This is a genomic window from Parvibaculum sp., assembly GCF_046297875.1.
In the GTDB taxonomy this organism is placed as follows: Bacteria; Pseudomonadota; Alphaproteobacteria; order Parvibaculales; family Parvibaculaceae; genus Parvibaculum.
In genome coordinates, this window is sequence record NZ_JBKBHD010000001.1 from 707,893 (window position 1) to 730,887 (window position 22,995).

Annotated in this window: 25 protein-coding genes; 9 read left to right on the top strand and 16 right to left on the bottom strand. The window is 63.4% G+C overall.

Going from position 1 to position 22,995, the window contains the following annotated elements:
• Nucleotides 1–16: 16 nt before the first annotated feature.
• Genes ACK4FH_RS03485 through tsaE form a run of 3 tightly spaced genes read right to left on the bottom strand, consistent with a single transcriptional unit; the run spans nucleotide 17 to nucleotide 2,305 of the window.
• Entirely contained in the window at nucleotides 17–730 is a 714-nt protein-coding gene (locus ACK4FH_RS03485; RefSeq protein ID WP_409811213.1) for a nucleotidyltransferase family protein, read from the bottom strand.
• Nucleotide 731: 1 nt separating this feature from the next.
• The gene (locus ACK4FH_RS03490) at nucleotides 732–1,814 is read right to left on the bottom strand and encodes an aminoglycoside phosphotransferase family protein (RefSeq protein ID WP_409811214.1); all 1,083 of its coding nucleotides are present in this window, start codon (nucleotides 1,812–1,814) and stop codon (nucleotides 732–734) included.
• On the bottom strand, nucleotides 1,811–2,305 hold the full coding sequence (tsaE, locus tag ACK4FH_RS03495) for a tRNA (adenosine(37)-N6)-threonylcarbamoyltransferase complex ATPase subunit type 1 TsaE (protein WP_409811215.1): 495 nt from the start codon (nucleotides 2,303–2,305) through the stop codon (nucleotides 1,811–1,813). The genes ACK4FH_RS03490 and tsaE overlap by 4 nt, the downstream gene beginning before the upstream one ends.
• A gap of 240 nt (nucleotides 2,306–2,545) precedes the next feature.
• Here tsaE and ACK4FH_RS03500 point away from each other — a divergent pair, with 240 nt between their 5' ends.
• Both ACK4FH_RS03500 and ACK4FH_RS03505 read left to right on the top strand, forming a co-directional pair.
• The gene (locus tag ACK4FH_RS03500; RefSeq protein WP_409811216.1) at nucleotides 2,546–3,766 is read left to right on the top strand and encodes an NAD(P)/FAD-dependent oxidoreductase; all 1,221 of its coding nucleotides are present in this window, start codon (nucleotides 2,546–2,548) and stop codon (nucleotides 3,764–3,766) included.
• A gap of 61 nt (nucleotides 3,767–3,827) precedes the next feature.
• Nucleotides 3,828–4,148 (top strand): 2Fe-2S iron-sulfur cluster-binding protein, encoded by a 321-nt coding sequence (locus ACK4FH_RS03505; RefSeq protein WP_409811217.1) that lies wholly within the window; start codon nucleotides 3,828–3,830, stop codon nucleotides 4,146–4,148.
• A 21-nt stretch (nucleotides 4,149–4,169) separates the two neighbouring features.
• Here ACK4FH_RS03505 and ACK4FH_RS03510 read toward each other — a convergent pair whose 3' ends face one another.
• Nucleotides 4,170–5,039: a universal stress protein gene (locus tag ACK4FH_RS03510; protein ID WP_409811218.1), complete on the bottom strand. Its 870-nt coding sequence runs from the start codon at nucleotides 5,037–5,039 to the stop codon at nucleotides 4,170–4,172.
• A gap of 122 nt (nucleotides 5,040–5,161) precedes the next feature.
• Here ACK4FH_RS03510 and ACK4FH_RS03515 point away from each other — a divergent pair, with 122 nt between their 5' ends.
• From ACK4FH_RS03515 to ACK4FH_RS03525, 3 genes are read left to right on the top strand one after another with little or no spacing between them, the layout of a single operon-like run.
• On the top strand, nucleotides 5,162–5,896 hold the full coding sequence (locus ACK4FH_RS03515) for a DUF1538 family protein (protein WP_409811219.1): 735 nt from the start codon (nucleotides 5,162–5,164) through the stop codon (nucleotides 5,894–5,896).
• The gene (locus ACK4FH_RS03520) at nucleotides 5,893–6,666 is read left to right on the top strand and encodes a DUF1538 family protein (protein WP_409811220.1); all 774 of its coding nucleotides are present in this window, start codon (nucleotides 5,893–5,895) and stop codon (nucleotides 6,664–6,666) included. The genes ACK4FH_RS03515 and ACK4FH_RS03520 overlap by 4 nt, the downstream gene beginning before the upstream one ends.
• Nucleotides 6,653–7,003 (top strand): P-II family nitrogen regulator, encoded by a 351-nt coding sequence (locus tag ACK4FH_RS03525; protein ID WP_409811221.1) that lies wholly within the window; start codon nucleotides 6,653–6,655, stop codon nucleotides 7,001–7,003. The genes ACK4FH_RS03520 and ACK4FH_RS03525 overlap by 14 nt, the downstream gene beginning before the upstream one ends.
• 27 nt (nucleotides 7,004–7,030) lie before the next feature.
• Here ACK4FH_RS03525 and ACK4FH_RS03530 read toward each other — a convergent pair whose 3' ends face one another.
• The 5 genes from ACK4FH_RS03530 to ACK4FH_RS03550 form a co-directional block, all read right to left on the bottom strand.
• Nucleotides 7,031–7,468: a YqaA family protein gene (locus tag ACK4FH_RS03530; RefSeq protein ID WP_409815132.1), complete on the bottom strand. Its 438-nt coding sequence runs from the start codon at nucleotides 7,466–7,468 to the stop codon at nucleotides 7,031–7,033.
• Nucleotides 7,469–8,134, bottom strand: coding sequence for an NADPH-dependent FMN reductase (locus ACK4FH_RS03535; protein WP_409811222.1), 666 nt, complete (start codon nucleotides 8,132–8,134; stop codon nucleotides 7,469–7,471). It lies immediately after the preceding gene.
• Between the two features lie 71 nt (nucleotides 8,135–8,205).
• The gene (locus tag ACK4FH_RS03540) at nucleotides 8,206–9,225 is read right to left on the bottom strand and encodes an SDR family oxidoreductase (RefSeq protein ID WP_409811223.1); all 1,020 of its coding nucleotides are present in this window, start codon (nucleotides 9,223–9,225) and stop codon (nucleotides 8,206–8,208) included.
• Between the two features lie 105 nt (nucleotides 9,226–9,330).
• On the bottom strand, nucleotides 9,331–11,595 hold the full coding sequence (locus tag ACK4FH_RS03545; protein WP_409811224.1) for a molybdopterin cofactor-binding domain-containing protein: 2,265 nt from the start codon (nucleotides 11,593–11,595) through the stop codon (nucleotides 9,331–9,333).
• Nucleotides 11,596–11,609: 14 nt separating this feature from the next.
• A complete protein-coding gene (locus ACK4FH_RS03550; protein ID WP_409811225.1) occupies nucleotides 11,610–12,077 on the bottom strand; it encodes a (2Fe-2S)-binding protein in 468 nt (155 codons plus the stop codon).
• Between the two features lie 190 nt (nucleotides 12,078–12,267).
• Here ACK4FH_RS03550 and ACK4FH_RS03555 point away from each other — a divergent pair, with 190 nt between their 5' ends.
• The 3 genes from ACK4FH_RS03555 (at nucleotide 12,268) to ACK4FH_RS03565 (ending at nucleotide 13,696) form a co-directional block, all read left to right on the top strand.
• Complete coding sequence (locus tag ACK4FH_RS03555) at nucleotides 12,268–12,828, top strand: superoxide dismutase family protein (RefSeq protein WP_409811226.1); 561 nt, start codon at nucleotides 12,268–12,270, stop codon at nucleotides 12,826–12,828.
• 164 nt (nucleotides 12,829–12,992) lie between these two features.
• Nucleotides 12,993–13,388 (top strand): hypothetical protein, encoded by a 396-nt coding sequence (locus ACK4FH_RS03560; protein ID WP_409811227.1) that lies wholly within the window; start codon nucleotides 12,993–12,995, stop codon nucleotides 13,386–13,388.
• Nucleotides 13,385–13,696 carry a ribbon-helix-helix protein, CopG family gene (locus ACK4FH_RS03565; RefSeq protein WP_409811228.1) on the top strand — a complete coding sequence of 104 codons (312 nt, stop codon included), beginning with the start codon at nucleotides 13,385–13,387 and terminating at the stop codon, nucleotides 13,694–13,696. The genes ACK4FH_RS03560 and ACK4FH_RS03565 overlap by 4 nt, the downstream gene beginning before the upstream one ends.
• Before the next feature lies 1 nt (nucleotide 13,697).
• On the opposite strand, the gene ACK4FH_RS03570 is transcribed toward ACK4FH_RS03565, so the two are convergent.
• Both ACK4FH_RS03570 and ahcY read right to left on the bottom strand, forming a co-directional pair.
• Nucleotides 13,698–16,244: an ATP-binding protein gene (locus ACK4FH_RS03570; RefSeq protein ID WP_409811229.1), complete on the bottom strand. Its 2,547-nt coding sequence runs from the start codon at nucleotides 16,242–16,244 to the stop codon at nucleotides 13,698–13,700.
• Nucleotides 16,245–16,448: 204 nt separating this feature from the next.
• Nucleotides 16,449–17,867 (bottom strand): adenosylhomocysteinase, encoded by a 1,419-nt coding sequence (ahcY, locus tag ACK4FH_RS03575; protein WP_409811230.1) that lies wholly within the window; start codon nucleotides 17,865–17,867, stop codon nucleotides 16,449–16,451.
• A 305-nt stretch (nucleotides 17,868–18,172) separates the two neighbouring features.
• Here ahcY and ACK4FH_RS03580 point away from each other — a divergent pair, with 305 nt between their 5' ends.
• Nucleotides 18,173–18,985, top strand: coding sequence for an acyl-CoA thioesterase (locus tag ACK4FH_RS03580; protein ID WP_409811231.1), 813 nt, complete (start codon nucleotides 18,173–18,175; stop codon nucleotides 18,983–18,985).
• Nucleotides 18,986–18,987: 2 nt separating this feature from the next.
• On the opposite strand, the gene ACK4FH_RS03585 is transcribed toward ACK4FH_RS03580, so the two are convergent.
• From ACK4FH_RS03585 to ACK4FH_RS03605, 5 genes are all read right to left on the bottom strand, one after another.
• Complete coding sequence (locus ACK4FH_RS03585; RefSeq protein ID WP_409811232.1) at nucleotides 18,988–19,290, bottom strand: HPr family phosphocarrier protein; 303 nt, start codon at nucleotides 19,288–19,290, stop codon at nucleotides 18,988–18,990.
• A 4-nt stretch (nucleotides 19,291–19,294) separates the two neighbouring features.
• The gene (locus tag ACK4FH_RS03590; RefSeq protein WP_409811233.1) at nucleotides 19,295–19,702 is read right to left on the bottom strand and encodes a PTS sugar transporter subunit IIA; all 408 of its coding nucleotides are present in this window, start codon (nucleotides 19,700–19,702) and stop codon (nucleotides 19,295–19,297) included.
• 182 nt (nucleotides 19,703–19,884) lie between these two features.
• Nucleotides 19,885–20,367 (bottom strand): HPr kinase/phosphorylase, encoded by a 483-nt coding sequence (locus tag ACK4FH_RS03595; protein ID WP_409811234.1) that lies wholly within the window; start codon nucleotides 20,365–20,367, stop codon nucleotides 19,885–19,887.
• A complete protein-coding gene (locus ACK4FH_RS03600; protein ID WP_409811235.1) occupies nucleotides 20,364–22,181 on the bottom strand; it encodes a sensor histidine kinase in 1,818 nt (605 codons plus the stop codon). The genes ACK4FH_RS03595 and ACK4FH_RS03600 overlap by 4 nt, the downstream gene beginning before the upstream one ends.
• A 36-nt stretch (nucleotides 22,182–22,217) precedes the next feature.
• Nucleotides 22,218–22,922 (bottom strand): response regulator transcription factor, encoded by a 705-nt coding sequence (locus ACK4FH_RS03605; protein ID WP_409811236.1) that lies wholly within the window; start codon nucleotides 22,920–22,922, stop codon nucleotides 22,218–22,220.
• Between the last annotated feature and the right edge of the window lie 73 nt (nucleotides 22,923–22,995).

The following is a 22,995-nucleotide window of genomic DNA, read 5'->3' on the forward strand; positions in this document are numbered from 1 at the left end:
GCTAGCGCGTTGCGTTTCACAAATCCCGCAGGAAGGCTTCGGCCTCGGCCAGATCGTCCGGCGCGCCGACATGCATCCAGACGCCGCCCATGCGCTGGCCGAAGAGGCGGCCCTGCTCTATCAGCCGGTCCCAGATAAAATTGGTCGAGAAGGGGCCAGCGGGCCCTTCCGCAAAGAGCTGCGGCTTCACGATCTGGACGCCGGCAAACATGTAGGGGACCGTCGTCGCCGGTTCTCGGCGCGAAAGCCGGCCCTCTGCATCGAGGTTGAAATCGCCACGGCCGACATAGCCGATGGTGCGGGACGCATCGGCGATCATCAGGAGCGCATCCATTCGCTCGGGATCCCAGGCGGCGATGAGATTGGTGAGATTGGAGCCGAGACTTTCGATCCAGACGGAATCCGAATTGAAGGTGATGATGGGGTCATGGCCCAGAAGCGGCAGGGCCTTTTTCGTTCCACCGCCCGTGTCGAGAAGTTCGGCGCGTTCGTCCGAGATGACGATGCGAGGCGAATTGCGCGAGGCGAGATGCGCTTCCAGCAAGTCCGCGAGGTAGTGGACATTCACCACGGCTTCTTCGATGCCCGCTTCTGCGAGCCGATCAAGCACATGGTCGATGAGCGGTTTTCCCATGAAGGGCACGAGCGGCTTCGGCATCGTGTCCGTCAGCGGGCGCATGCGCGTACCCTTGCCTGCGGCCATGACCATTGCCTTGCGGACGCGCGCCATCTCAAGCCTTCATTCGGAGATTGGCGTCGAGCCAGCGCTTGAGCTGGTCAAGCGCGGGGTGCGCGAGATTGCGGCGGAGATAGTCCTGCGTGCGGGGCATATGCTCCATGTATTGCGGCTTGCCGTCGCGCTTCAGCAGGCGCGGCCAGAGCCCGATGAGGCGCAGCGCGCGCTCCGCGCCGAGTACGGCATAGGACGCGCGGAAATCCTCTTCGTCGAAATTTTCGAGATCGGATTTTGCGCGTTCGACATAAAGCGCGAGCATCGTCTCTTCGCGCGCTACGGGTACATCGCGGCGCGCATCCTGCAGGAAGGAGACGACGTCATAGGCGCGGCTGCCGATCAGCGCATCCTGATAGTCGATAAGGCCGACGCGGCCGGCATCTTCCCTGCCGCCGAGCCAGATCATGTTGGGCGAATGATAATCGCGCAGGAAAAGCGTTTTAACGCCTGCATCGATCTGCGGGCGAAGCTCCATCCAGAGCCCGTGATAATCCTCGCGCATGGCGGGCGAGGCTACCGTTTCAAGAACGACGGGGAAATACCAGTCGAGCAGCACATCGAGTTCGGCGCGGAAGACGCTGTCGTCGAAATGCGGCACCGCATGCGCCGTGCCATCGCCGACCGGGAGCGATGCAGGCGCGGCAACGGATTGGAGCCGGAGCAGCGTTTCGATGCCCGCGCGGTATAGATCGTCGAGCGGTTCGCCTGCCGGCCCCGCTCCCTTCTCGATCAGCGCGCCATAGACATTGTCGCCGAGATCTTCGAGGAGCAGCAGGCCGCGGGCGAGATCGCTTGCGATGATTTCCGGCGCGGCAAGGCCGAGGCGGCGCAGATGCTCGCCCACCGCGACGAAGGGGCGGACATCTTCTGCGAGATGCGCGATGCGGCTATAGGCGGCGCGGCCCGGCACCACGGGTGCATCGGGGCCGGACGGCCAGTCCATCAGCACGGCGCGGCGGCCCGAAAGCGACAGGCGCTCATAGCGCCGCGAGGAGGCATCGCCCGCGAGCGGGCGGCGCCCGGCCTTTTCCCAGCCCGCCGCTTTCAGGAATTCGCGGATCGTTTCTTCGCGTGGCGTCAAAGCGAAAGCCCTTCGAGACGCGCGGCCCAGCTTCCCCGGCCTTCAAGCCGCGCGCGACGCAAGCCTTCTGGCATGAGAGTGAGCGAGATGTCGAGACTGTCCGGCGAGAGGCGGCGAATTCCGGTTTCGGCGCGCTCCGGCCATTCAACGATGACCGCGCCCTCATCGGCGATTTCGGCAAGGCCCAGTTCGCGCAGCTCCGACACATCCTCGATCCGGTAGAGATCGACATGGGCGATCAGGAGTTCCGGACTCTCATAGGTCTGGACGAGGGTGAATGTGGGGGACGGCACATCCTCCTCGATGCCATGCGCTGCCAGATGGGCCTGGATGATGGCGCGGGCAAGCGCCGTTTTCCCGGCACCGAGATCGCCGCTGAGCAGGACGAGGTCGCCGGGGCGGAGGCGCGCGGCAAGAGCGCGGCCAAGGGCGCGGGTCGCCGCCTCGCTGGCCAGATCGAACGTCAGATGAAGGGAATCGCCGCTGCTCATGTGCGTTTGTAGCCCGGCCCCGAGGCGCCCGCCAAGGACCGGTCCGGCACCCTCACAAAAAAGTTGACGCAAGCGTCATTTTTGGGCGTGATATGCTCCGCGCGCGGCGATCTGCCGCGAGAGAAGGCGAGCCAAATCCCCGAATTTCAGGTATAAAAATGTGGGGTTTGCGTAGTTGAACTCCGCAATAATGGGTGGCAAGGTCCGCGGCGCGGAAACGCGACGGGGCGAGGGAGGAAGATGGCGGACGACATCATCATCATTGGGGCGGGCCAGGCGGCGGCGCAGGCCGTGCAGAGCCTTCGCGCCGAAGGCTTTACCGGACCGATCAAGCTGATCGGCGACGAGCCTTACGCGCCCTATCAGCGCCCGCCGCTCAGCAAGAAGTATCTAGCGGGTGACATCGGCTATGACCGCGTGGAACTGAAGGGACAGGATTTCTACGCGGATTCGGGCGTGGAGACGCTGTGGCAGACGCGCGTGACCGAGATCGACCGCCGCCAGAAGCACATCCTCACCGGCGATGGCCGCGAATTTCCCTATGGCAAGCTTCTCATCGCAACGGGAAGCCGCGTGCGCGAGATCAACGTGCCGGGCTTCGACCTCGAAGGCGTTCATTACCTGCGCAACATCGCCGATGTGGAAGCGATCCAGGCCCATTTCAAACCCGGCGCGAAAATGGTCGTGGTGGGTGGCGGCTATATCGGCCTCGAGGTTGCCGCCGTGGCGGCGAAGCGCGGCATCGATGTGACCGTGCTCGAAACGGCGGACCGCGTCATGGCGCGCGTCGTCGATCCCATCGTCTCGCATTTCTATGAGCGCGTGCACCGCGCCGAAGGCGTGAAGATCGAAACGGGCGTGACGGTTTCGGGCTTCGAGGGCACGGACAAGGTGACGGCCGTGACCTCCGGCGAGGGCAAGAGTTTCCCTTGCGACTTCGTCGTGGTCGGCATCGGCATTCTTCCGAATACGGAGCTTGCGGTGGAAGCGGGCCTCACCGTCGAAAACGGCATCGTGGTGGACGAGTTCTGCCGCACATCGGACCCCGATATCTGCGCGGCGGGCGACTGCACCAGCCATCCGAATGCGGTGTACGGGCGGCGCTTGCGGCTTGAAAGCGTGCATAACGCGATCGAGCAGGGAAAGACGGCGGCGGCGACGCTGGCCGGGAAGGAGAAACCCTATAACCAGGTGCCGTGGTTCTGGTCGGACCAGTATGACCTGAAGCTGCAGATAGTGGGCCTGTCCGCCGGTTACAACCAGGCGGTGGTGCGCGGCGACCCGGAGGCAGGCCGGAGCTTTGCCGTGTTCTACCTGAAAGATGGCGTGCTGATCGCGGTGGACGCGGTGAACCGCGCACCGGAATTCATGATGGCGAAAATACTCACCCAGAAACAGGCGGTGCTCGACCCGAAGCGCATCGCCGACGAGACGATCCCCGTGAAGGAAATCGCCGGCTGACGGCGGAGCGAACGAGACAAACCGAAGGCAACAAACAAGAAAGTAGCGTGGAGGCGCGAGCATGGCGAAGGTGACTTATATCGAGCATGACGGCAAGGAACACACGATCGACGTGGCGAACGGGCTGACGCTGATGGAAGCGGCGGTGAAGAACGCCGTGCCCGGCATCGACGGCGATTGCGGCGGCGCCTGCGCCTGCGCGACCTGCATGGTCTATGTGCCGGAAGAATGGCTTGCGAAACTGCCGGAAGTCGAGACGATGGAAGAAACGATGCTCGATTTCTGCGAGCGCCGCGAAGACAATTCGCGCCTCTCCTGCCAGATCGTCGCGAGCGACGCCATCGACGGCATCAGGCTGCAGATGCCGGAGAGCCAGCACTGAGCGGCGGTACCCTATCCGTCCTCACTTGCCCGATGCCGCTGCGGGCGGGATCACCACTACATCGCAGGTGATTTTTCGCAGCACGGCATCAGCTACACTTCCGATCAGGAGACGTTCGACTGCGTTGAGGCCGCGGGCGCCGATGATCACGAGATCGGCAGATGTGGCCTCGACAGATTGTGCGATTGCGGTGCAGGGATCGGCGTCAATGATCGCAATCCTTTCTGGCTTGCGACCGAGGCGCGCTTCCGGCATCTCGGCGGAGACAGCGCTCATCAGCTTCGATACATCGGTCTCCACCTGTTTCACAATGCTTTCCGAATCGATATTCACAAATTGCATCTGAGCCTTGGCGACGCTGCGATAGCCGTGCACGAGAATGATGGGCAGGTCTTCGATGAGACCCAGCGAGCGGGCGGCATTCACCGCATTGCGCGATCCTTCGGAGAAATCCACACCTATCACCGCGCCCTTGTGCGGACCCGCTGCCGGCGACGAAGCCATGAGTACCGGCCGGCTGCCTGTTCTGATCACTCGCTCGGCCGTCGTTCCGGTGAAGACATCGCGCAGGGTCTGTCTACGATGTGCACCGACCACCACGAGGTCGGCTTGTTCGCGCTCCGCTACACCAGCAATCACCGCGAAGGGATCGCCACGCGCAACAAGCGGGCAGGTGCGCACCCGCACTGGCCGCGGCAGAGCGCGGCACATCGCATCGAGACGTTCCTCGGCGATATTGGCGAAGGTCACGACATCGGACGCCGGCTGATCGTCGTCCACCACGTGCAATAGGACAAGTCCGGCATCGAAGCGGGCGGCCAGCTCCGCAGCCCGCGTCAGCGCGATGTCAGATCGTGTGGAGAAGTCGGTGGCAAATAAAATCGACCGCATCACAACGCGCTGTTCCCAATTTATTCAATTCCCGCCTTATCGGCAAAATTGGATGTAAACTGAATTTCTCCTATAGCGCATCCACGCGCAACCACTCATCTGAGAGGACACCAGACTACCGGATGCGACCCGAACTCACCAATCTTCTCAAGGGAACAGGCAAGGCGCTGCGCGACATATTGCCCATTGCTTCGATCATTGCCGCCTTTCAAGTCTTCGTGATCGGGGAACCGATGGCAGATCTCGGGAGAAAGCTTTTCGGGTTGGGTTTCATGGTCTTCGGTCTTACGCTGCTGCTTCGTGGCATAACCATTGTTCTATTGCCCGCCGGGCGGAATCTGGCAGCGGACCTCGCCAGGAAAGGCAGCCTTGCGTTACTGCTCTCGTTCGCGTTCGCGCTTGGCTTCGGCAGCACGGTAGCGGAGCCGGCCCTTTTCGCCGTTGCAACGGAGGCTGGACGGGTTGCCTCATTCGAGGGCATCGTCGGCGCAGATGCAGCGGCACAATCCGCCTTTGCATCAGCCTTGCGATTCAGCGTCGCAGCAAGCGTCGGCCTTGGCGTTGCCTTCGGCGTTTTGCGCATCGTTCTTGGCTGGCCGGTGACCCCGATCATTCTCGGAGGTTATGGAGTGGCGTCCCTGCTCGCGCTGATCAGCGCGTCGCCCCTTTCCGCGCTGGCGCTTGATGCGGGGACAGCTGCAACATCGGTGCTGAACATTCCGCTCATCATGGCGCTTGGCATCGGCCTCGCTTCAACCATTCGGGGGCGGGCACCCCTGGTCGACGGATTCGGGCTCGTGGCGATTGCGAGCCTGATGCCAATGCTGGTCATCATGGCGAGCGAGCTGGTGCTATGACAACCAATCTTATGACAGACATTCTTGCGTCGATCAGCATGGTCCTTTTCGATCTGATCGCCATCGCGCTGACACTTGGTCTCTATTTTGCATTTTTCAGCCGCCGCCTTCCGGTCTCCTTGGGGCCTCTTGCCTTTGGCTGCCTGTACATCATCGCCGGGCTGGCGCTGCTGAGAACCGGTCTCGATGTTTCGTTGATACCTGCCGGTCTGGAGATCACCTCACATCTTGCGGCCTTGGTGCACAACAGGGCGAGTGGTACCGCATTGCTGCATCTCATGATTTTTGCGGGGCTTTCCGGGTTTGCGGTTGCGCTTATCGAACCTGCACTCACCACCATGGCCCGGCGAGCGGAAACGGTGTCAGGCGGCGCCATTCCCGAGCTACCCTTCCGTCTCGTCGCAGCCTCCGGTGTCGGTACAGGTCTTGCGCTTGGTGTGCTACGTATCCATTTCGGCGTAGCCTTCGACATTTTCTTTGCCGCATTGGTAGCCGTGATCATGCTTCTTTCGTGGGGTGCACCGAAACTGATCCGGCCGATCGCCTATGACAGCGGCGCGGTCGCCACTTCCGTGGTCGTCGTGCCGCTCATCACCGCGATCGGAATCGGCATTGCATCGGCGCTTCCAGATCGATCGCCGCTGGCTGACGGCTTCGGCATGGTAACCGGCGCATTGCTGCTGCCGGTTTGCACCGTTCTTCTTTTTGCGAGAATACAGACATGGCGAGCCGCACACCCGCGTCAAGGAGGAGTTGATGATCGAGTTTAAACTGATCATGGCGATCGTCACCGGCGATCGCTCTGAATGCGTGGTTCAGGCCGCGCGTGACGCCGGTGCAACCGGCGTTACCATCATTTCCGGCGCACGCGGAGAAGGGTTAGTGCCACACAAGACATTTCTGGGCCTCGACCTCCTTGGCCCGTGCGACGCAGTCGTCATCGTTGCTGAACAACATGCCTCGGCGGCGATCATGGAGGCCATCTCCGCGAGAGGGGAGTTCGATACGTCGCCGGGTGCCGGCATCGCCATTCAGCTTCCAATTGAAGCGACAGCTGGGCTGCAGTCGCAGATCAGGGCGCTGCGGAACATGAAAGAGAAAAATTAAGGCGCGTATTGCGATTTCGCACGGCAATCAAACCAGCTGCAGCGTCACCACCGCGAGGATCGCATAGCGGCCGAATTTGGCAATTGTGATGAGGGCGAGGAAGCTCCAGAGGGGTTCACGCATGACGCCGGCGGCGGCGGTGAGGGGATCGCCGATGACGGGCGCCCAGCTGAGCAGCAGCGACCAGCGGCCATAGCGCGCATACCAGGTGCTGGCCCGGGCGAGCGCCGCCGGCGTAAGGGGGAACCAGCGTCTTTCCTGAAAGCGGAGCGCGGCGCGGCCCAGCACATAATTCACCAGTGAGCCCAGCACATTGCCAACACCCGCGACGAAGACAAGCGCGAGTGCCGGGTGATTGCCCGCGACAAGAAGACCGGCGAGCAGGGCTTCGGACTGCGCGGGGAGCAATGTCGCGGCGATGAAGGCCGCGACGAAGAGCGCAACGTAGGCTGACAATCCGCTTATTCACGGCGCGTTGCGCTGGGAGGGATCGCGGGCGAAGGGAGGCGGGAATTCGCTCCCGTGTTCGTCGCGCTGGCGGCGGGCGGCCTCTGCCCACCAGCGGAGCTGCGAGAGCGTGCGGCCGAAATAGCCGGACCAGCGCACGGCATCGACGCTTTCGAGAAAGGTGCCGTCCTCGCCGAGCACTTCCTGCGCTTTCGGCACATGGATCATGGCGGAGACGGGCAGACAACCCATCTCCGACAGGAAGGCGCGCATGGCGACGGCGGCACGCACACCGCCCCACTGGCCTGCCGAATAGGTGACGATGGCGCTCGGCTTGCCCGCGAAGAGCGAGGCACCGAAATGATTGAGGAGATGGGCGAGGGCCGGGCTCAAAGAATGATTATATTCCGGGCTCACCATGACATAACCATCGGCGGCGGCGATCTCCCCTGCGAGATCGTCAAGCGCGCGCGGGGCTGCGCCCTTCGCATAGGAAAAATGCGGTTTGAAGACGCCGGAGAGAACCCCGGCAAGTCCCTCGTCCAGCGGATCGACGAGGCGGACATTTGCCGCCTCGCCAAGCAGCGACGCCGCGCAGCGCGCGACGCGCAGGCCGAGACGGGCCGGGCGCGGCGGCGTGCTGTCGCGCGCGCTGCCGAGGAAAACGAGATAGTCGAGTTTCATGGCCGGGCTCCCTCTGCGCGAAATCGCACAAGGTTAGCACGAGCGGCGGCAGTTGCGGGCGGTACGCGTAATCAGGCGTCGAGTTTCATCAGGCTTTCGGCCGTCTCGACGGCGGATTGTTCCCAGGGGCGGGGGGTCCAGCCGAGGAGGCGCATCGCCTTTTCGCCGGTGGCATGTTTTTCCTTGCCGAGTTCAGGCAGCAGTACCTTCACTTCCGGCATGCGCAGCGCGGCAATGAAGACCAGCCAGTTGGGTAATTGCCGTGTGGGCACCTTTGCCGCCGCCTCGCCAATACGCGATTTCAGCACGAGCGCCACGTCGCGCATCCAGATGATGTCACCCGAGATCGCCAGGAAGCGCTCGCCCTTCGCGGCCGGATCCGTCATCGCGCGCAAATGAAGGTCGGCGACGTCGCGTACATCGACAAGTCCGAAGCCGAGTTTCGGGCAGCCGGGCATGGCGCCATCCATCAAGCCCTTCACGATCATGATCGAGGCCGAATAGTCGGGCCCGAGCACGGGCCCCAGCACGCCGACCGGATTGACAGTCGCGAGCTCAAGGGCGCCACCTTCACGGGCGATGAAATCCCAGGCGGCGCGCTCGGCGATGGCTTTCGATTTGGTGTATGGCGAGAGATCGTCGCCATCGAGATTTGTCCAGTCAGTTTCGTCGAAGGGCTTCTTGCGGACGGGATGGCCGTAGCCGATGGCGGCGAAGGAGGAGGTGAGCACGACACGCTTGACGCCGGCGTTGCGCGCGGCACGAAGTACGCGCAGCGCGCCGTCGCGGGCCGGCACGATAAGCTCGTTCTCGTCTTTCGGCACGCCGGGGGGAATGGGCGAGGCGACATGAAGCGCATAGTCGCAGCCTTGAGCGGCTTCGGCCCAGCCTTCATCCGCCATCAGGTCGGCAACGAAGAAAGAGAGGCGGGAACCAGGTTCTGCGCCGCCCGATTTCAGCATGGCGCGGACTTCCGCTTCGCGGGCGAGATTGCGGACCGTGGTTCGGACGTCGTAGCCCGCCGCCAGAAGTTGCAGGATGCAATAGGCAGCAATGAAGCCGGAGCCGCCGGTGACGAGAACTGTGGACATGGAGTTCCTTTGGTTCTGGATTTGCGGGTGGAGTGTCACTCAACCTCCCTGTCGTCGGCACGCCCCGTCCCTCTCCCCGAAGGGAGAGGGAGAGAAGGGGATCGCTCAGTCGGCCGCCCGGGCGAACTTGTCGGACACCTGTTTCAGATCATGCAGCTTGAAGGGAAGCTGGCGGACGCGGGTGCCGGTGGCGGCAAAGACCGCGTTTGCGACAGCGGCGGAGATGACCGGCGTCGAAGGCTCGCCAAGGCCGCCAAGCGCCTCGCCGCTTTCGATGAAGTGAACGTCGATCCGCGGGGATTCGGCGAGCTTCACCATTTCATAATCGGTGAAGTTCGTCTGGGCGACGCCGCCACCCTCAATGCCGATCTCTCCATAGAGCGCGGCGGTGAGACCATAGATGATGCCGCTTTCGACCTGCTGGGCGGCGGTGTCCGGGTGGATCACCTCGCCGCAATCGACGGCGGCGACGACGCGGTGAACGCGGGGGCTGCCGCTCTCGATCGAGACTTCGGCGACTTCGGCGACGATGGAGCCGAAGCTCTGCTGCACGGCGACCCCGTGGAAATGACCGTTTGGCAGCGGGCGGCCCCAGCCTGCCTTTTCGGCGGCGAGTTTCAGCACGGCGGCGTGGCGCGGCTGGCCGTCCAGCATGGCAAGGCGGAACTCGAGCGGGTCGCGCCCTGCGCGATGCGCAAGCTCGTCAATGAAGCTCTCCGAGAAAAATGTGTGCTGCGTATGAGCGACGGAGCGCCAGGGGCCGCGCGGCACAGGATTTTCGATGTCGATATAACGGATCGACTGATGCGGCACGGCGTAAGGAATATGCGGCGCCTCGCCCGGCTCGTCCTTGTGGATGTAGCGGTTCTCGTAAGCGATGGGGAAACCATCCGCATCGGCCACGGCGCGGATGCGCGCGGTGACGGCGGGACGGTAGGCATCGTGCTGGATGTCGTCCTCGCGGGTGTAGATGAGCTTCACCGGCGCATCGACTTCCTTCGCGATCATCGCCGCCCAGTCGATTTCGCTCGGGAAATCGAAGAAACCTTCGCGGATCGGGATGCGGCGGCCGAAACCGCCGCCGAGAAGGAGCGGATGAAGCGTGACATTGTCGAAAGGGATGCCGGTGATGTCCGCAACGCGGGCGCGCGTGCCGAGCGCATCCTGCGAGCCGACCCAGACATCGGCCTTGCCGTCGCGAATCCAGACCGTGCAGTTCATCGGCTCCATGCAGGCATGCGCCAGATAGGGCACGCGGTACTCGGCGCTGACGATGTCGGCGCCCGGTGCGGCGAAGGCAGAGGCGGCATTGCCGACTTCCTTGTCGGTCTCGCTTTTGCCGGCGTCGAGCGCGGCATCGTGCGCGGCGAAGATTGTATCCGAGCTGATATCGGCCTTTTCACCCGCATCGAATTCGACATCGAGAGCGAGGGCGGCTTCCTTGGCGCGCCAGTAATTGTCCGCAATGACGGCAATGCCGGCCGGGAACTCGACCACTTTCTTCACGCCGCGGCGGGCGAGAATGCCGCTCGCGTCATAAGGCAGGATCTTCGAGCCGAAGACAGGGGCGAGGCGGACCGCCGCATAGAGCATGCCGGGGGCCTGGGCATCGACGCCATAGACGGCGCTGCCATCGACCTTGCCCGGAATGTCGAAGCGGGGGCGCGAGGTGCCGATGATCTTCCGTTCGGATTTCGATTTCAGCGCGGGGCGCGCGGAAGGCGAATAGCTGGCCGCTTCCGCCACAAGCTCGCCATAGGTGGCGGTCTGGCCGGAGGGACCGGTGACCAAGCTCGTCGATGCGGTGCAGTCGGACGGCGACACGCCCCATCGGGACGCTGCCGCCTTTACCAGCATTTCCCTGGCGGCGGCGCCGGTGACGCGCATGCCGTGCTGGCCGGTATAGCGCACCGCCATCGAGCCGCCGGTGATTTGCATGTTCATGAATTTCGCGATCTGATACCAGGCGGCGGCATTCAAGCCCTTCAGCATGGGCGGCACATCCTCGCCGGCAACGAAGCGGTTGCCGAGCGCCTCATTTGCGAAGGCGCGTTCGGCGGGGGCCTGCTCCGCCGTGACGAGCGACCAGTCTGCATCGAGTTCTTCCGCCGCCATCATGGCAAGTGCGGTGATGGTGCCCTGCCCCATGTCGGAATGGGGCACATAGATGGTGACGCGATTGTCCGGTGCGATCTTGAGCCAGGCGGTGACGAAGCGTTCGTCCTCGCCTGCAGCCGCCGCTTCCGCGCGTTCGCGGCGCGACGGGCCGGAGGCCGCGAAGCCAATGCCGAGAAGGAGGCCGCCACCGGCGGCGGCGCCGCCCGCGATGAGGAACTGGCGGCGTGTGGGCTTTTTGATTTCCATTGCCATGATGCTCTCTCCCCTCAAGCCGACGTCACGTCGCGGATGGCGGCGCGTATGCGCGGATAGGTACCGCAGCGGCAGATATTCGTGATCGCGGCATCGATATCTTCATCCGTCGGCTGAGGATTTTCGGCGAGGAGCGCCGAGACGGCCATCAGCATGCCGGACTGGCAGTAGCCGCATTGCGGCACCTGACGGGCGACCCAGGCCACCTGCAGGGCGGAAAGTTCGCCTTCGGCGGCGCCGGAAACGGCAGCAAGGCCTTCAATGGTGGTGATCTCCGCCCTATCCACCATCTCCACCGGCGTGACGCAACTTCGCATCGCCATGCCGTCTACATGAACCGTGCAGGCGCCGCAGGCGGCGACGCCGCAACCGAATTTCGTGCCGGTGAGGCCGAGCTCGTCGCGCAGCGCCCAGAGGAGCGGCATCTCGGGCTCGACATCAAGCTCGTGGCGCTGGCCGTTGACGGTGAAGGAAATGGACATGGGAGGCGACCTCGTCTGGCTTCGGGGCTGGGGCGAAAGTCTGGACTGACCGAAAATATCATTTTGGTCATTTGGTCGCCAGCACGAAATTCCGGCTCACGGCTTCGTGATGCGGCGCCGGGGCTTTTCAGACCTGGCGAATGCTCTAGCTTGCTCTCCATATACGACGGAAATGCAAAGGAGATTCGCCATGAAGCCATCATGTATCGCCCCCCTCGCCTTCGCTCTTGCCGCGTTCGGGGCGCTCCCCGCGGCAGCGGATCATCATGGCGCGAAGGCGGAGCCGGCGCTGGCTGTGGGCGAATTCCGCACCGCGACGAGCGAGAGCGCGGGTATTGCCGACCTGTCGGAGGGACCGAAGGGTGTCGTGATCCGTGTGAATGTCGAAGGGCTTGAGCCCGGCTGGCACGGCATTCACTTCCATGCGGTGGGCGATTGCTCTGATGAGGGTTTTCAGAAATCCGGCAGCCATGCGCATCACGACAGCGAAAAGCCGCCGCACGGGCTGCTCAACCCGGAAGGGCCGGACGATGGCGACCTGCCGAACATTTATGCGAATGAAAACGGCGTGGCACAGGCCGAACTCTATTCGCCTTTCGTGACGCTGGCGGGCGCCGAAGGGCGGGCCATGCTGCTCGACGAAGATGGAGCTGCGCTCGTCATCCACGAAGGGCCGGATGACCATATGAGCCAGCCGATCGGCGGGGCGGGCGCGCGGGTTGCCTGCGCGGTGATCCGCAAGGCCGAGTAGACGGGACATTCAGGGAAGGTTGCGGGGCGGGAAGCGCGGCTTTCCGCCCTTTTCTGATTTTCACTCATTTTAAGATTGATTGATGATGATATTTTGATTATTTAATGCTGCATCAGATGCAACGGCCCGCTCCGCGGGGAGCGGGACCATCCGGAGGACCGGACATGACAGACGAACGGCAAGGCGGAGAGGAGCCCGAAGCGAACCGGGCGGCGCGCTACAAGGTGGGCGTGGGCGAAGATTTTCCCCTGCTCGACGAGGACAAGCGCGGACATATGGATATGCGCGTCGAATGGAATTGCGGGCGCGATGGCGGCTGGCGCAGGGATCGCGACCGCTGGCGCGGGTCATACGGCTATTACCCGCTGCCGCGTCTTGTCTATGTGCTGGCGGCAGTTGCCGGCTTCATTGCGCTGATCTCGCTTGCGGTCAGCTATCCGCTGGCGACGCTTGGTGCGGTTGTCGTGCTGCTGCTGCTTGCGGGCGGACCGAGACGGCGGCGCAGTTTCGGCTATCGCGACTGGGATGGTCCGCGGCGCGGCCGGGGTGATGCAGCATGAGCGCCGAGCGAACGGAAGAAACGGGTGAAGAACCGAGGCGCGGCCGACGTGCATCCCGCCACAGCCGCCGGCATGGCCGCTGCGGTCTGGAGGAGCGCGAGACGACGCGAGTACAGCTCGAACTACCGCCACAGGCGATGGAGCGGCTGCAGCAGCTCAAGGAAAAGACGGAGGCCGCTTCCTACGCCGAAGTCATCCGCAATGCGCTCAGGCTCTATGAAGCGCTGATAGCGGAGGCGGAACGCGGCGCGGAATTCCAGGTGAAGGAGCCGGACGGCACCGCGGTGCCCTACAGGATATTCCTCTAGGTCAGCCGACTTCGAGCTTGGTCACATTGGCGAGGTCGCCCTGCTGGCCGCGCGACGGCGGAGCGGCGCGGACAGGAAGGTGGCAGGTGACCCGGGTGCCGATACCGGGTGCGCTTTCAAGCGTCACCCAGCCGCCATGCAGTTCCACGAAGGAGCGCACCAGCGAGAGGCCGAGGCCCGCGCCGCGATGGCGCTCCGAGCCGCCATGCGCCTCGAAGCGGTCGAAGACATTACCCTGAAATTCCGGCTTGATGCCGATGCCCGTATCTTCGACATAAAGTTCGACCGATGCCTCGCGCCGCGCGGCGCCGATGACGATGGCATCGCCCGGCGATGTGAAGGCAAGCGCATTCGAGAGCAGGTTGATCATGATCTGCTTGATGCGCTTTTCATCGGCGCGAACGATGCCGATTTCCCGCGGACATTCGACCCGGAGCGTCACCTTGTTCTTCTGGGCCGGGCGCTGCGCAAACTCTTCTGCGGCATAGATCACTTCCGACAATTCGACATCGGAAAGATCGAGCGTCATGGCGCCTGCCTCAATCACAGCCAGATCGAGAATGTCGTTCACGACATCGATCAGCGTTTCCGAGCTTTCGAGAATGCCCTGCATATATTCATGCTGGCGCTGATTGAGCGGACCGAACATCTCCGTCTCAAGGATTTCGCCGAAGCCGAGAATGTTCGTGAGCGGCGTGCGCAACTGATAGGAGACGTGGCTGATGAATTCGGACTTCAAGCGGTCCGCCGTTTCCAGCGCATCGTTCCTGTCGCGCAGCGCCTGTTCCATGCGCGTCGAATCCGTGACATCGACATAGGTCATCAGCGTCGCACCGTCGGGCAGCGGCACCATCGCGTAGTCGACCACGGAACTATCGGGCCGGTAGAGACGGCCGGTCTGCTGCGCGCGCGTGCCGGACATGGCGGTGACGCCGTTCTTCAGCACTTCCCATTCGCTTTCATCGTCCATGAGCGGACGGCACAGCGCGATCAGATCGTTCACATGCGGCTCGCCTTCGAGCTTGTCCGCATCGAGCGCCCAGATATTCGCATAGGCCGGATTGAAGAGCTTGAGCCGGCCATCGGAGCCGAACACGGCAACGCCTTCATATAGATGATCGATCGTCTCACGCTGCACGCGCGCCAGCGTGTTGTAGGAGCTTTCGAGATTGAGCCGCTCGGTGACGTTTTCATAAAGATAGATGACGCCGCCGAAAGGATGCGCCTGGGCAAGCACTTTCACGGTGCGCCCGTCCGGCAGGTGCCAGTATTCCTCAAGCGGTTCGGTGGAGGTGTATATTTCCATGCGCGCCTGCTTCCACGCCTGAAAATTCGCCTGCTCGGGAAGGCGGCGGCGCGCACGCAACTCATCCAGGATTTCGCCATCCGCCGGCCCCTGATCGAGCCATTGCGGATCGAGGCTCCAGAGCGCGTCATAGGCCCGGTTGTGGAAGGCGAGGCGCTTGTCCGGTCCGCAGATCGCAACCGCGGTCGTGACCCGGTCGAGCGTTGCGGCATGGCTTTCGATATGACGGCGAAGTTCGGCTTCCGCCTGATCGAGATCGGAGACGTCGATCGCGATGCCGGCGACACCATCGGACAGACGCTGCTCGACGACATCGAGCGCGCGGCGCTCGCCTTCCATGATGGCATGGCTGCGCTCACGGGCGCGGGTACTGTCGAACAGCGCGCGGCGAAGCGCGCCCTGCACCTCCTCGCCCAGAAGTTCGATGCCCCGCTTGACGGCATCTTCCGGCGTCCCGGCATCGACCGCGCGGGCATAGGCCGCATTCACCCAGACAAGATTGCCTTCCCTGTCGCGGCGCCATGCGGGGAATGGCGCTTGCATCAGATGTTCCTCGAAACGGTCGCGCGCCTTTTCGGCCTGACGCAGACGTTCCTTGAGGCGCGATACCTCGGCGCGCTCGCCCGTCACATCGCGCAACCAGAGGACGGCAAGGGCACCGGCCGGGCGGCCCTCCGCCTCAAATGTGCGGCCATCGACAGACTGCACATGAAGCGAGAAGCGCGCGCCGCGCGTGCGCAGGCGCTGGACTGCCGTGTTGAGGCGTCCGGCATTTTCCGGTTCGAGGCGCGACAGGAGATAACTGAAATCGAGATCGCCCGAGGACGGGTCGACCAGCGTTGCCGTCGATCCGACAATGCGGGGCCGCGCCTGAAAGGTACCGGGGGCGGCGCGCAGCGTTTCCGGCGTCCAGATGAAGACCGCATCGGGCTCGGCAGCAAGAATGGCTTCGGCGGCATCGAGCCGGGTTTCGAGGGCGGCGAGGGTTGCCTCGCGCTCCTGCGCCTTGCGGCGGGCAGCGCGGGCGGATCTGAGCCCGGTGATCGCGGCAAGCACCCCGGCAAAGGCAATGCCGATGGAGATGGCGAAGGTAAAGGCGAGCGCGGGTTCGGCGCTTGCTTCCGCGGGAAAGCCGAAACTGGCAAGCGTGTCGATGAGGCCCTTTGGCGTTTCCTGTGCGCTGGCGGAAAGCGGCCTGAGCGCCGCCGCGGCAGTCCCGGCCAGAAGGCGCCTGGCCAGCAAGGCTTTTCCGCCCCGGCCGGGCGCCCTGCCCGCCTTGCCCTGATCTGCCGCCCTCATTGCCCGCACAACCCCTTCGGCCCGCATTCCGCCGGCCGGCAAATCACCTGTTCCGCCGAAATCATACACCACGAGCGAGTCGGTGGTGAAAAATGAAAAGCCCGGCACGAGGCCGGGCTTTCCGTATTTCATGCCGGTCACGGGCACTCAGTAGCGGTAGGTGTCCGGCTTGTAGGGGCCTTCGGCGGCGACGCCGATATAGTCGGCCTGCTTCTTGTTCAGCTTTTCGAGCTTCACGCCGATCTTTTCGAGATGGAGGCGGGCGACCTTCTCGTCCAGCGACTTCGGCAGGACATAGACCTTCTTGTCGTACTCGCCCGGCTTCGTCCACAGCTCGATCTGCGCGAGCGTCTGGTTGGTGAAGGAGGCAGACATGACAAAGCTCGGATGGCCGGTGCCGCAACCGAGATTCACGAGACGCCCCTCGGCAAGCAGGATGATACGCTTGCCATCCTGGAACTCGATCTCGTCGACCTGCGGCTTCACATTGTGCCACTTGAGATTGCGCAGACCGCCGATCTGGATCTCGCTGTCGAAGTGGCCGATGTTGCAGACGATGGCCCGGTGTTTCATCTTGCGCATGTGATCGACAGTGATGACGTCGACATTGCCCGTCGTCGTGACGAAGATGTCGCCGCGCGGCGCGGCTTCATCCATCGTCGTCACTTCATAGCCTTCCATTGCGGCCTGCAATGCGCAGATCGGATCGATCTCGGTGACGATGACGCGGCAGCCTGCCTGACGGAGCGAAGCGGCAGAGCCCTTGCCGACATCGCCGAAGCCTGCCACGACACCGACCTTGCCCGACATCATGACGTCGGTCGCGCGGCGGATGCCGTCGACCAGCGATTCACGGCAGCCATAGAGATTGTCGAATTTGGACTTCGTCACGCTGTCATTGACGTTGATCGCGGGCCAGAGCAGCGTGCCCTTCTTCTGCATTTCATAGAGACGGTGAACGCCGGTGGTGGTTTCCTCCGTCACGCCCTTCACGGACTTCGCAACCTGGTTGTACCAGCCCGGCTTGTGCTTCAGGCGGCGCTTGATCGCGGCGAAGAGGATTTCCTCTTCTTCATTGCCCGGCGTTTCGAGGAACGCCGTATCGCCGTCTTCGGCGCGCTTGCCGAGATGGATGAGGAGCGTCGCGTCGCCGCCATCGTCGAGGATCATGTTCGGCGTGCCGCCATCGGCCCATTCGAAGATGCGGTGGGTATATTCCCAGTAGTCCTCGAGGTTCTCGCCCTTGATGGCAAAAACGGGTATGCCGCGCGAGGCGATTGCAGCCGCGGCATGATCCTGCGTCGAATAGATGTTGCACGAGGCCCAGCGGATATCGGCGCCGAGATCGGCCAGCGTCTCGATCAGCACGGCGGTCTGGATCGTCATGTGGAGCGAGCCCGCGATCCGCGCGCCCTTGAGCGGCTTCTTCGGACCGTATTCCTCGCGCGTCGCCATCAGGCCCGGCATTTCGGTTTCCGCGATGTCGATTTCCTTGCGGCCCCAATCGGCGAGATTGATGTCCTTGATCGCGTAATCGTGAGTGTCTGCTTTTGCGGCCTGGCTCATGGGCTGTCGCGCTCCTGTCATGCTTTCGGAATGGAAGTCGGCCACCCGCAATCGGGGCGGCAGCCGGCGCGCAACGGCAAATTGCGCCAGCCGGCGCTGGCGTCGTGGGGTCTTATAACAAGCGGGGCCGGTGGCGGCAAGGGCGATATAAAGAAATGTTTATATGTTATTGCGGCCAGACGGCGCGGGCTCGGCCGGCGGTTTTCACGGGAATGGCCCCGCCGATCTTACCCGAAAGGTCATGGACGGGGCGGCCTGCGACATGCCATATGCCCCTCATTATCAGTTCTGAAACGAGACCTGCCTTGACCCAGCACCCGCTCGATCTCGCCACGCACCTCACGCCCAAGGGCAATGGCCGGCTTGAGGGCCATACCTCACCCGGCTATTGGAACATGATGGGCCCCTTCGGGGGAACGACCGCGGCGACGCTTCTGCGTGCCGCGCTGGAAGCGCCGCAACGGCTGGGCGACCCGGTGGCGCTGACGGTAAATTTCTGTGCGCCGATCGCGGAAGGCATGTTCGAGATCGAGCTCATCGAGGCGCGGACCAACCGCTCGACGCAGCACTGGATGATCGTCATGCGGCAAGGAGACGATATGGTGGCGACGGCGAGCGCCGTCTTCGCCGTGCGGCGGGAGAGCTGGGCGCACCAGCCCGCCGCCCTGCCGAAACTCCCGCCCGCCGAGACGCTGACACCGATGGACACCGTGGGCCGAAACGCCTGGCTGTCGCGCTACGAATTCCGTTTTGCCGAAGGTGCGATCCGCTTCGAACCGCGGGAAGACGACAAGCCGGACAGCGCCTATTCCTCGCTCTATGTTCGCGATCTGCCGGAGCGGGAGCTCGACTTCACGGCTCTTGCCGCCCTGAGCGATACGTTCCTTGTACGAATTTTTCAGGTGCTCGGAAAATTCCTTCCAGCGGGAACGGTATCGCTCACCACCTATTTCCACACAGATGCAGCGGGCCTTGCGGCGCAAGGCACGAAACCGCTCATCGGCACCGCGGATTCAAAGGTCTTCCGGCAGGGCTATTTCGACCAGACGGCGGAACTGTGGGGTGCGGACGGTCAACTGCTCGCAACCAGCGTGCAGACGGTCTATTACAAGGCGTGAAATCAGTCGCGCTCGCCGAAGCCGTCGGCAACAAGAGCGGCAAGGGCTTCAAGTGCGGCTTCAGCCTCGGCGCCTTCGGTCTCGATATGGATGCAGCAGCCGGGCGCGGCGGCAAGCATCATCAGGCCCATGATGGACGTGCCCGGCACCGTCTGCCCATCGCGCGAGACGCGGATATCGGCATCGAATTTTTCAGCGGTCTGAACGAATTTCGCCGAGGCGCGCGCATGAAGGCCGCGCGTGTTCACAATCTCGACATCACGGACAAAAAGTGCGGCGCGCGGTGTGGCTTCGGCGGAGGACAAGGGTTCAGGCTCCGTCACCGGCCAGCACGCGGCTTGCGATCGAGATATATTTGCGTCCGGATTCCTGCGCCTGATCAACGGCGTCGCTGAGCGAGGCGCTGTCGCGGACTGAGGCAAGCTTGATGAGCATGGGAAGGTTCACACCCGCAATCACCTCGACCTTGGCCTTGTCCATAACCGAGATGGCAAGGTTCGAGGGCGTGCCGCCGAACATGTCGGTCAGGAGGATCACGCCATCGCCGTGGTCGGCGGAGGCGACCGCTTTCAGGATGTCCTTGCGGCGCTGCTCCATGTCGTCGTCCGGCCCGATGCAGATGGCAGCGACCTGAGCCTGCGGCCCGACGACATGCTCCATCGCCGCGACGAACTGGCTGGCCAGCTGACCATGCGTTACGAGTACCAAACCGATCATCCAACGACCTCAATGCCGCAAAATTCCGCAATCCGGCGATACTCCCGACCGCCAGCCGCCCGCGCCCCCGCGAAGGGGCGTATCGTGACCCCAATCGCGCGCATAAAACAAGTGTTGCGATGCAACAATCGGCAGTTCAGTCAAGCAATCGCCCAAAATGAATGCAAGCCGGCGGCCTGCCTTCAGCCGTACCGACCGAAACGGCCATCTTCCCCTGGAAAGCCCGCATCCGGCAGGGTCTCCAGCGCGAGGCGGAGCTTGGCGGTGGCGGTGCCGTCGAAAGCGTGGAGCGATATCACGGGCAGGCGCACGCCGAGAATGGTTTCGTAACGCGGCTCGGCGATACGCGGCACGGAGACACGGGCGACAAGATCGGCGATGAGCGCAAGCGGGGCCTCGGGAACCGACGGCAGCGCCACGAGCCCAAGCCCCCGCAGCTCGACAAGACCGGCCAATGCCGCGGGCGCACTCGCCACAAGGCCGGAAGCGGCCTCACGCAGGGCGACCTGGTCGTCGGCGACAAGGCGCGTTTCGCCGCTTGAATCCTCGCGAACGAGGCGGAAGGCAAGATCGGACTTGCCTGTCCCGGAAGGCCCGCGCAGCAGGACGGCGCGCGTGCCGAGAGCGACGCATGTGCCATGAACATAAAGGGACGGGGCGGTCATCGGCTATCCGTATTCGTCGAAGGCAGTTCGACTGTGAAACAGGCGCCCGCCACGCGCCCGTCGAGGCCCATGCGGTTTCCTGCGCGGATGGTGCCGCCATGCGCCTCGACGATCTGGCGCGAGATGGCAAGGCCGAGGCCCGAATGCTCGCCGAAACTGTCCGGCCGGTCGGTATGAAAGCGGTCGAAGATGCGCTCGAAATTCTCGGGCGCAATGCCCGGCCCTTCATCCTCCACCCGGATGATGATCGTTCCCGGCGCGCGCGTTGCGACGACATTGACAATGCTGCCGGGCGGACTGAACGAGAGGGCATTGTCGATCAGGTTGCGCACCACCTGTCCGAGGCGCGTGTCGAAGCCCTTTACGACCATCCCTTCGCGGCCCGGCGCACCTGCATCGATTTCGAGCTTCACGCGTGCAGAGCCGGCAACGCCGGTTTCGTTGAACAGGTCGCAGACGGTTTCGAGAAGCGTCGCGACATTCACATCCTCACGCTCCGCGCGCGACAGTTCAGCATCGAGACGCGAAGCATTCGAGATGTCGCTGATGAGGCGATCGATGCGGCGCACATCATCCTGGATGATCTGCATGAGGCGTTCCTTTTGCGCATCATCCTTTGCCAGGCTGAAGGTTTCGATGGCGCTGCGCAGCGAAGTCAGCGGATTCTTGAGTTCATGCGCAACGTCGGCGGCGAAACTTTCGATCGCATCAATACGGTTGTAGAGCGCGTTCGTCATGTCGCGGAAGGCGCCCGACAGTTCACCGATCTCGTCGCAGCGTTCGGTGAAATCGGGCAGTTCGGCGCGCGCATTCTTGCCGCGGCGCACAGTTTCGGCCGCTTGGGCAAGACGGCGCACGGGCTCGGCGATGGTGCCTGCAAGCAGAACGGACAGAAGAATGTTGACGCTGAGAGCCACAAGAAAGACCTGCAGAATCGCGATGCGTTCGGCGCGAACGATGCGGTCGATATCGCCGCCGCGCGTGGACAGCATCAGTGCGCCCAGCACCGCACGGTAGCGCTGGATCGGCACGGCGACGGAAATGATCAGTTCGCCCCGGTCATTCACGCGCTCCATGCTCCAGGCCTCGCCACGGAGCGCATGCTCAACTTCTTCATACATCAAGCCGTTCTGGCTGCCCGCTTCGCGGAAGCGTTCGAGATTGCGTCCCGGCAGGATGACGAGTGCCCATTGCGAGAGACGGGCGAAGAAACCCCATTCCTCCGTGCCTTCGGGCGGCGGCAGCTCGAAGGCAACGATCTGCCCCGACGCCGTCAGCTGGCGCGAGTCGAGAACGAGCATGCCTTCCTTGCCATAAAGGCGCGCGCGGGTGCGTGTGGGCAGCACGAGGCGGCGAAGGATGGGTGCTGCAGTAGCGGGATTGATCGGCGTGGCGGCATCGAAACCGGCATCGGGATCGGCGCCGGGCGGCGGGGCGAGAATGGCGCCGGCGGCAAGAGGGTCGATCAGCGGTGCGTCAGGCGACGTGGTCGCGCCTTCCTCGATGGCACCGGCAATGATCTCGGCCTGTGTGAGAAGGCTCTGGCGCCGGGCATCGATCAGACCTTCACGGAACTGATTGAGATAGAGAATACCGGACAGAAGAACAAAAAGAGCGGCGACATTGAAGGCGACGATGCGGCGCGTAAGGCTTGAGAAGCGGCCGCGCGCGAGAAAGCCGCGAAAGGCGGCAAGCGCATGTGCTCCCGCGGCCGACAGACGCGCGGCATTGCCCGGCGGCAAGAATGCACGGCGCCGCGATGCGGCTTTCCTTTCCGCCTCCTCGCGCGCTTCCTCATCCGTCAGGCTTGTCATTCCACTTTCACCGGGGCGGACAGATCCTTCTTCGCCTCATGCCTCGCGATAGCGATAACCCACGCCATAAAGCGTTTCGATCGCATCGAAATCGTCGTCCACTTCCTTGAATTTCTTGCGCAGCCGCTTGATGTGACTGTCGATGGTGCGATCGTCGACATAGACCTGATCGTCATAAGCGGCGTCCATCAGCGAGTCGCGGCTTTTCACATAGCCGGGGCGCTGCGCCAGCGCCTGCAGGATCAGGAATTCGGTAACGGTGAGTACGACCTGCTTGCCGCCCCAGGTGCAGGTATGACGTTCGGGATCAAGCACCAGCTTGCCGCGCTCCAGCACCTGCTGGGCAGCGGCACCGTCCGCCGGCGCGCTCTCGCCCTTCGGCGCGGCGCGGCGCAACACCGCCTTCACGCGCTCGACGAGAAGGCGCTGCGAAAAGGGCTTACGGATATAATCATCCGCTCCCATCTTGAGACCGAAAAGCTCGTCGAACTCATCATCCTTGGACGTGAGGAAAATCACCGGCAGATCGGACTTCTGCCGCAACCGGCGAAGCAGCTCCATGCCATCCATGCGCGGCATCTTGATGTCGAAGACGGCAACATCGGGCGGATTGGCAGAAAGCCCGGCCAGCGCCGCGGCGCCATCCGTGTAGGTCTGAACATGATAGCCTTCGGCCTCGAGCGCGATGCTCACCGAAGTCAGGATATTCCGGTCGTCATCGACCAGAGCAATCGTCGGCATTTGCCCCTGTTCCTTCTGACCGGTCCCGCCCTTTTGGCCGGCCTGGTCTCTACAGTCACCGTCGTCCCGGACC

Excerpts from the sequence above, each read along its gene's own strand:
- ACK4FH_RS03485 (WP_409811213.1), bottom strand. The coding sequence starts at position 730 with ATGGCGCGCGTCCGCAAGGCAATGGTCATGGCCGCAGGCAAGGGTACG.
- tsaE (WP_409811215.1), bottom strand. The coding sequence starts at position 2,305 with ATGAGCAGCGGCGATTCCCTTCATCTGACGTTCGATCTGGCCAGCGAG.
- ACK4FH_RS03500 (WP_409811216.1), top strand. The coding sequence starts at position 2,546 with ATGGCGGACGACATCATCATCATTGGGGCGGGCCAGGCGGCGGCGCAG.
- ACK4FH_RS03505 (WP_409811217.1), top strand. The coding sequence starts at position 3,828 with ATGGCGAAGGTGACTTATATCGAGCATGACGGCAAGGAACACACGATC.
- ACK4FH_RS03510 (WP_409811218.1), bottom strand. The coding sequence starts at position 5,039 with ATGCGGTCGATTTTATTTGCCACCGACTTCTCCACACGATCTGACATC.
- ACK4FH_RS03515 (WP_409811219.1), top strand. The coding sequence starts at position 5,162 with ATGCGACCCGAACTCACCAATCTTCTCAAGGGAACAGGCAAGGCGCTG.
- ACK4FH_RS03520 (WP_409811220.1), top strand. The coding sequence starts at position 5,893 with ATGACAACCAATCTTATGACAGACATTCTTGCGTCGATCAGCATGGTC.
- ACK4FH_RS03525 (WP_409811221.1), top strand. The coding sequence starts at position 6,653 with ATGATCGAGTTTAAACTGATCATGGCGATCGTCACCGGCGATCGCTCT.
- ACK4FH_RS03535 (WP_409811222.1), bottom strand. The coding sequence starts at position 8,134 with ATGAAACTCGACTATCTCGTTTTCCTCGGCAGCGCGCGCGACAGCACG.
- ACK4FH_RS03540 (WP_409811223.1), bottom strand. The coding sequence starts at position 9,225 with ATGTCCACAGTTCTCGTCACCGGCGGCTCCGGCTTCATTGCTGCCTAT.
- ACK4FH_RS03545 (WP_409811224.1), bottom strand. The coding sequence starts at position 11,595 with ATGGCAATGGAAATCAAAAAGCCCACACGCCGCCAGTTCCTCATCGCG.
- ACK4FH_RS03550 (WP_409811225.1), bottom strand. The coding sequence starts at position 12,077 with ATGTCCATTTCCTTCACCGTCAACGGCCAGCGCCACGAGCTTGATGTC.
- ACK4FH_RS03555 (WP_409811226.1), top strand. The coding sequence starts at position 12,268 with ATGAAGCCATCATGTATCGCCCCCCTCGCCTTCGCTCTTGCCGCGTTC.
- ACK4FH_RS03560 (WP_409811227.1), top strand. The coding sequence starts at position 12,993 with ATGACAGACGAACGGCAAGGCGGAGAGGAGCCCGAAGCGAACCGGGCG.
- ACK4FH_RS03565 (WP_409811228.1), top strand. The coding sequence starts at position 13,385 with ATGAGCGCCGAGCGAACGGAAGAAACGGGTGAAGAACCGAGGCGCGGC.
- ahcY (WP_409811230.1), bottom strand. The coding sequence starts at position 17,867 with ATGAGCCAGGCCGCAAAAGCAGACACTCACGATTACGCGATCAAGGAC.
- ACK4FH_RS03590 (WP_409811233.1), bottom strand. The coding sequence starts at position 19,702 with ATGATCGGTTTGGTACTCGTAACGCATGGTCAGCTGGCCAGCCAGTTC.
- ACK4FH_RS03595 (WP_409811234.1), bottom strand. The coding sequence starts at position 20,367 with ATGACCGCCCCGTCCCTTTATGTTCATGGCACATGCGTCGCTCTCGGC.
- ACK4FH_RS03600 (WP_409811235.1), bottom strand. The coding sequence starts at position 22,181 with ATGACAAGCCTGACGGATGAGGAAGCGCGCGAGGAGGCGGAAAGGAAA.
- ACK4FH_RS03605 (WP_409811236.1), bottom strand. The coding sequence starts at position 22,922 with ATGCCGACGATTGCTCTGGTCGATGACGACCGGAATATCCTGACTTCG.